This window comes from uncultured Thermus sp., from assembly GCF_938010445.1.
GTDB classification, from domain to species: Bacteria; Deinococcota; Deinococci; order Deinococcales; family Thermaceae; genus Thermus; species Thermus altitudinis.
Genome location: NZ_CALLUR010000153.1, coordinates 1 through 5,983 on the forward strand (window position 1 = coordinate 1; position 5,983 = coordinate 5,983).

The window sequence follows — 5,983 nt, forward strand, 5'->3', positions numbered from 1 at the left end:
AAGGAGGAAATCGGCCAGACGGAAGGGCGTATCGCCAAGCTGGAAAGGGACCTGGAAAACCTAAAGGAGCGGCTCCAGGCCCTGATGCGAAGCCTGCACCGGGAAAGGGCTGGCCGCTACCTCCCCCTCCTCCGGGCCCAGTCCTTCACCGACCTGGCGGTGCGGGCCCGCTGGGTGGGGTACATCTCGGAGCGGGATGCGGAGCTGGTCCGTACCCTTCAGGCCACCTTGAAGGCCCTAAGGGAAGAGCGGGAGCGCTTAGGCCTCCTCCTCGCCGACCTCACCGCCAAGGAGAAGGCCCTGGGCCAGACCCAAAGGGCCCTCGAGGGGCAAAAGGGGGAGCTGGAGGCCACCCTCGCCAGCCTAAGGCAGGAGGCGCAGGGCAAAAGGGCCCTTCTCCGGGAGGCCCTGACGGAACGGCAACGCCTGCAAGCCCAGCTGGCCGCCCTCCAGGCCAGGGTGCTGGCGGAACGGCAACGCCTCTTGGAGCTTAAGCGCCAGGAGGAGGAGCGGCGAAGGCAGGAGGAGGAGAGGAGGAGGCTGGAGGCCGAGCGCCGCCAGGCGGCCACCCCACCCTCACCCCGCCAGGCCAGCGTGGTGGTACCCCCTCCCCCCTTGCCCGCCACCGTGGGCCGGCTGGCCTTTCCCGTGCCCGGAGGCAGAATCCTGGTGCCCTATGGGCAGGAAGGGCCTTTCCAGGTGATCCAGGGCCCCGCCCCGGGAAGCCCGGTACAGGCTGCCGCCGACGGGTACGTGGCCGGGATCCTCTACCTGCCCAACCTGGGCTACACGGTGATGCTGGTGCACACGGAAACCCTTTCCACCGTCTACACCAACCTGCAAGAACCCTTGGTGCAGGAAGGCCAGAGGGTGCAACGCGGACAGCTTCTGGGCTACACGGGAGGCGGCCTCCTCATCCGCCCGGAGGAAGTGGAGTTCAGGGTGGCGGTACGCCTAGGCGGAGAGACCCGCTTCGTGGATCCCTCCGCCTACTACTGAAGACCTTGGCTATGCGGGCTCAATAAGCCCGTAGTTGCCGTCCTTGCGGCGGTAGATGACGTTGATCTCGTCGGTCTTGGCGTTACGGAACACGAAGAAGTCATGGCCCAAGGCCTCCATCTGGAAGGCGGCCTCCTCGGGGTCCATGGGCTTCATCTCAAAGCGCTTGACCCGGACAATCCTGGGACCTTCCTCCTCCTCGGGCTTGCGCAGGGCCTCGAGGTCCCGTACCTCGGGAGGTGGCGGCCCCTGGTAGGTGTGCCGCTTGCCCACGAAACGCCGCTCCTTGTAGCGCTTCAGTTGGGTTTCCAGCCGGTCCACCATGCGGTCGATGGCCGCATAAAGGTCAGGGTCCTCCTCCTCCACCCTAACGAGCCCCCCGGGGAGGTCCACCTGCACCTCGGCCTTGGCCTTGCGGGCCACGTGGTTGCTGCCGGCCAAGGAAAGAACCACCTTGGCCATGAGCTCCCCATTCTGGTAGCGGTCCAGGCGGGAAAGCTTCCTTTCCACGTAGTCCCGAATGGCGTCGGTGATCTCCAGGTTGCGACCGATGAGTTTGTAGACGTTCATACACCCTCCTTTCCGCCCCGGTCAGGGCTTTCCCTTACCCTTATGCTACCACCTTCCCCAGGACGTTCGTCCCGCACCACCTGGCCCGCCTTCAACACCACCACCCGGGCCGGGTAGGCCTCCAAGAGCTCGCGGCTATGGGTGGCCACCAGCACCGTGGCCCCCCTTCCGTGGGCGGCCTTAAGGATATCCAGTACCTGCAGGGCGTTTTCGGGGTCCAGGTTCCCCGTGGGCTCGTCCGCCAGGATCACCGGGGGGTCCAGGAGCAAGGCCCGGGCTATGGCCACCCGCTGGGCCTCGCCCACGGAAAGCTCCTCGGGAAAGGCCCTTTTCTTGTGGGAAAGCCCCACCCGTCGCAGGGCCGTGGCGATGCGCTCCCCCCACTCCCTGGGGGGAATCCCTTGCACCTGGAGCACAAAGGCCAGGTTCTCCTCCACCGTCATGTCGGAAAGGAGGCGGTGGTCCTGGAACACCATGCCGATCCGGCGGCGGTGAAGGGCCACCTGGTCCCCCTTGAGAAGCTTCAGGTTCTGTCCGCCAAAGTACACCGTTCCTTGGGTGGGAAGGAGCCGGCGCAGGATCAGGGAAAGCAAGGTGGACTTCCCCGCCCCCGAGTGGCCCACCACGTAGACGAACTCCCCCTTCCTGACCTCAAGGCTCACGTTGTACAGCGCCTTGGTCCCCGTGCGGGGGTATTCCAGGCCCACCCGGTGGAAGGCGATCATGCCCTTACTATACGGAAGACAGGCCACGGTTGTTTCTCATGGTGGGGCGTTATAGTGGAGCTTAGGTGAGGGAAGAGATGAAAAAACGCGCGTGGTTCATTGCAGGGCTCGGGGTGGTCCTGGCCCTGGTATACGCTCAGCTTCCAAGGCCCCAGGCGGAAAACCTCCTGCAAAACCCCAACGGCCAGGCCCTGTTGGAGGTCTACCAAAGGATCCAACAGGACTACCTGGAAAACCTCCCCCGCGATAAGCTCAACGCCCTCCTGGAAGGGGCCATCGGGGGCATGGTCTCCGCCCTTAAGGACCCCTTTACCAGCTACTCTCCCCCCCAGCGGGCCAGCGTCCGCCAGGAGGATCTAAGGGGCGAGTTCTTCGGCATAGGGGCCACCCTCTCCCCCGCCAATCCCGACGGCACCGGGGCCAAGATTGAAGGGGTGATGAAGGGCCTGCCTGCCCAGCGGGCGGGGATGCGGGCCGGGGATGTGATCCTCGAGGTGGACGGAGAGGACGTCACGGGTCTTCCCCTTTTGGAGGTGGTGGCCCGGATCCGGGGCCGGGAGGGAACCAAGGTCACCATCAAGGTGCGCCGGGAAGGGACCCCCGCCCCCCTGGTTTTTGAGCTCATCCGGGAAAAGGTGGAGATCATCTCGGTTTCCACGGGCAGGATCGGGGACGTGGGCTATGTGGCCCTGGAGACCTTCGGCAACTTCAAGGTGGAGGACCAGCTTAAGAAGGCCATAGACGGGCTCAAGGCCCAGGGCATCAAGAAGCTCATCTTTGACCTCCGGGATAACGGGGGCGGCCTCCTGGACCAGGGGTGTGCGGTGGCCAGCGCCTTCTTGAAGGAAGGCCCCATCGTCTACACCCGCACCAAGAACCTCACCCGGGTCTGGTGCGAGGCCTCGGGGAAGCCCCTTTGGGATGGGCCCATGGTGGTCCTGGTGAACGGGAACTCGGCTTCCGCCAGCGAGATCGTGGCCGGGGCCCTGCAGGACTACGGCCGGGCCAAGGTTATCGGGGAAAAAACCTTCGGCAAGGGCGTGGGCCAGACCCCCTACACCCTGGCCAACGGCGGTGAGCTCACCCTGGTCACCTTTGAATGGCTCACCCCTAAGCGCCGGGCCATTAACAAGCAGGGGCTGAAGCCCGACATAGAGGTCAAGGACACCCGTTTCCCCACCCCCTTCTCCCTGCAAGGGGCCGGGGCGCCTCCCGGGGCTGAGGTCACCGTGACCCTAAACGGGAAGACGGTGAAGGTCAAGGCCGATGCCGAGGGCAAGTTCACCTACGCCGAACCCCAGCGCCAGCGGCCCTTGCCCGAGGAGCGGGGGCAGGCGGTTTTGAACCTGGAAGAAGACGCCATCCTCAAGCGGGCCTTGGAGGAGCTGAACGCCACCCGCTAGCCGGGAAAGGCCAAGGGGCCGGGTTTTCTCCGGCCCCCTAGACCACCCCACCCTGACAGGCCAAGGTGGAGCCCCACCATCCCCACCCCTCTTTATTTCACCAACGCCCCTGGGGGAATCTCCCCCTCCACCGTGACCAGGGCCAGCCTATCCCCCTCGGATGCCGCAAGGATCATCCCCTGGCTCTCCACGCCCCGGAGCCTGGCAGGCTTGAGGTTGGCCACCACCACCACCTTTTTCCCCACCAGGTCCTCGGGGCGGTACCACTGGGCGATGCCGGAAACCACGGTGCGCTCCTCGTTCCCCAGGGAGAGCCTAAGCACCAGGAGTCTATCGGCATTGGGGTGCTTTTCCGCCGCCACCACCTGGGCCACCCTAAGCTCCACCTTGGCGAAATCCTCCATGCCAATGAAGCGATCCTCCTTTGTGCCCTCCATTTTGCCTCCCCTGGCCTCCCCCCTTGGGACTTCCTTGGGAAAGAGAACCCCCGCCTCCTGGGGAAGGGGAAGGGGTTCCGCCAGGCCCCAGCGCTCCGCCTCCTCGAGGCTCACCTCCTCCTTCAGGCCCAAGGCCCGGCGCAGCTCGGCCATCTTGTCCGGCATGGCCGGGGTAAGGAGGATGGAGGCGATCCTCAGGCCCTCCACCACCCGGTAGAGCGCCGCCCTAGCCTCCTGGGGATCCTCCTTGAATAGCTCCCAGGGACGCTTCTCGTTGATGTAGCGGTTTATGGCCTTCACGTAGGCCATGGTCTCCTCGAGGGCCACGTGGAAGCGAAGCTCCCGCACCAGACCCCTGAGGCGTCCCGCAAGGCGCGTGCCCTCCTCCAGCTCCTCCCCAGAAACCGGCTCGGGAATGCGTCCCTCAGCGAAACGAAAGAGCATGGCCCGGGTGCGCTGGAGAAGGTTGCCCAGGTCGTCGGCCAGATCCGCCTCGTACCTAGCCTTCAAGGCCTCCTCGCTCACCGGTGTATCCTGGCCATAAGGAATCTCCCGCAAAAGGTAATAGCGCACGGCATCCCGGCCGTACTTCTCCGTAAGGGCAAAGGGGTCCACCACGTTCCCCAGGGTTTTGCTCATCTTGCGGCCATCCGGCCCCAGCAGAAACCCTCCCACGTTCAGGTGCCGGTACATGGGAATCCCCGCCGCCTTCAGCATGGTGGGCCAGAAGACCGCATGGGGCTTCAGGATGTCCTTGCCGATCAGGTGCCAGGCCTGGGGCCAGAAGGTGGCGTAGCGGGGGTCCTCGGGGTAGCCCAGGGCGGAAACGTAGTTGAGGAGGGCGTCAAACCACACGTAGGTCACGTGGGCCTCATCCCAGGGCAGGGGGATGCCCCAAGGTACGCGGGCCTTGGGCCGGGAGATGGAGAGATCCCCGATGGGCTCGGAGAGCATGGAAAGCACCTCGTTCCGGTACCCCTCGGGCCGGATGAGGTCGGGGTGGGTCTGGAGGTAGTCAATGAGCCACTCCCGGTACTTCTCCATGCGGAAGAAGTAGTTCCCTTCCCGTCTCCGCTCCACGGGGCGGGCGTGGATGGGGCAAAGATCCCCTTGAAGCTCCTTTTCCGTGTAGAAGCGCTCGCAGCTTACGCAGTAAAGCCCCTCGTACTCCCCGTAGTAGATGTCCCCCGCCTCGTAGACCTTCTGTAAGACCCGCTGCACCACCCGCTTATGCCGCTCCTCCGTGGTACGGATGAAATCGTCGTAGGCGATGCCCAAAAGCTCCCAAGCCTTGCGGAAGCGCTGGGAGACCCGGTCCACAAAGGCCTGGGGCTCCTCCCCCGCCTTCAGGGCCGCCCGGTAGACGGTTTCCCCATGCTCGTCGGTGCCGGTGAGGAAAAAGGTCCGGTATCCATCCAACCGGTGCCAGCGGGCCAGGAAGTCCGCCACCACGGTGGTGTAGGCGTGGCCCAGGTGGGGTTCCGCATTCACGTAGTAGATGGGGGTGGTGATGTAAAAAACCTTTTCCATCCCTCCTCCAAGAAAAACCGGGGCATGCGCCCCGGGCGGGAAAGGCTTCCCCGCCCTAGGGGTGAGGCATCCCCTTCATGGCCATGATTCTACACCGGCGCCCAGTCCCGGCACAAAATCCATCCCCCAAACCGGAGACCACCCAGAAGGCCGGGCCTTAAGGCACCAGTTCCTCTATCCCCATGGGCCCCGCCACCAGGGCCCGGGTGGCCAAGCCCACGAAAAGACCCGTCTCCACCACCCCCGGAATCTCCAGAAGGGCCCTATGGAGGCCCCCAGGGTCCCCGATGGGACCAAAGCGCACATCGGCGATCAAGTG

At 65.0% G+C, this 5,983-nt stretch carries 6 protein-coding genes; 2 read left to right on the plus strand and 4 right to left on the minus strand.

Translation table 11 applies throughout. The features are described 5' to 3' along the window. A partial coding sequence (locus Q0693_RS08450) for a peptidoglycan DD-metalloendopeptidase family protein (RefSeq protein ID WP_298630704.1) occupies window positions 1-999 on the plus strand: 999 nt, incomplete at its 5' end. A gap of 9 nt (window positions 1,000-1,008) precedes the next feature. Here Q0693_RS08450 and raiA read toward each other — a convergent pair. Next, on the minus strand, window positions 1,009-1,569 hold the full coding sequence (gene raiA, locus Q0693_RS08455) for a ribosome-associated translation inhibitor RaiA (RefSeq protein WP_243030380.1): 561 nt from the start codon (window positions 1,567-1,569) through the stop codon (window positions 1,009-1,011). Next, window positions 1,566-2,294 carry a cell division ATP-binding protein FtsE gene (gene ftsE / locus Q0693_RS08460; protein ID WP_298630706.1) on the minus strand — a complete coding sequence of 243 codons (729 nt, stop codon included), beginning with the start codon at window positions 2,292-2,294 and terminating at the stop codon, window positions 1,566-1,568. The genes raiA and ftsE overlap by 4 nt, the downstream gene beginning before the upstream one ends. A 77-nt stretch (window positions 2,295-2,371) precedes the next feature. Between ftsE and Q0693_RS08465 the strand changes: the two genes are divergently transcribed. Continuing rightward, the gene (locus tag Q0693_RS08465; protein ID WP_298630708.1) at window positions 2,372-3,697 is read left to right on the plus strand and encodes a S41 family peptidase; all 1,326 of its coding nucleotides are present in this window, start codon (window positions 2,372-2,374) and stop codon (window positions 3,695-3,697) included. 92 nt (window positions 3,698-3,789) lie between these two features. Here the strand turns inward: Q0693_RS08465 and metG are convergent, their stop codons facing one another. Then, a complete protein-coding gene (metG, locus tag Q0693_RS08470; protein ID WP_298630710.1) occupies window positions 3,790-5,664 on the minus strand; it encodes a methionine--tRNA ligase in 1,875 nt (624 codons plus the stop codon). A gap of 157 nt (window positions 5,665-5,821) precedes the next feature. After that, on the minus strand, window positions 5,822-5,983 hold a 162-nt coding region (locus Q0693_RS08475), incomplete at its 5' end, for a ribose-5-phosphate isomerase A (RefSeq protein WP_298630713.1).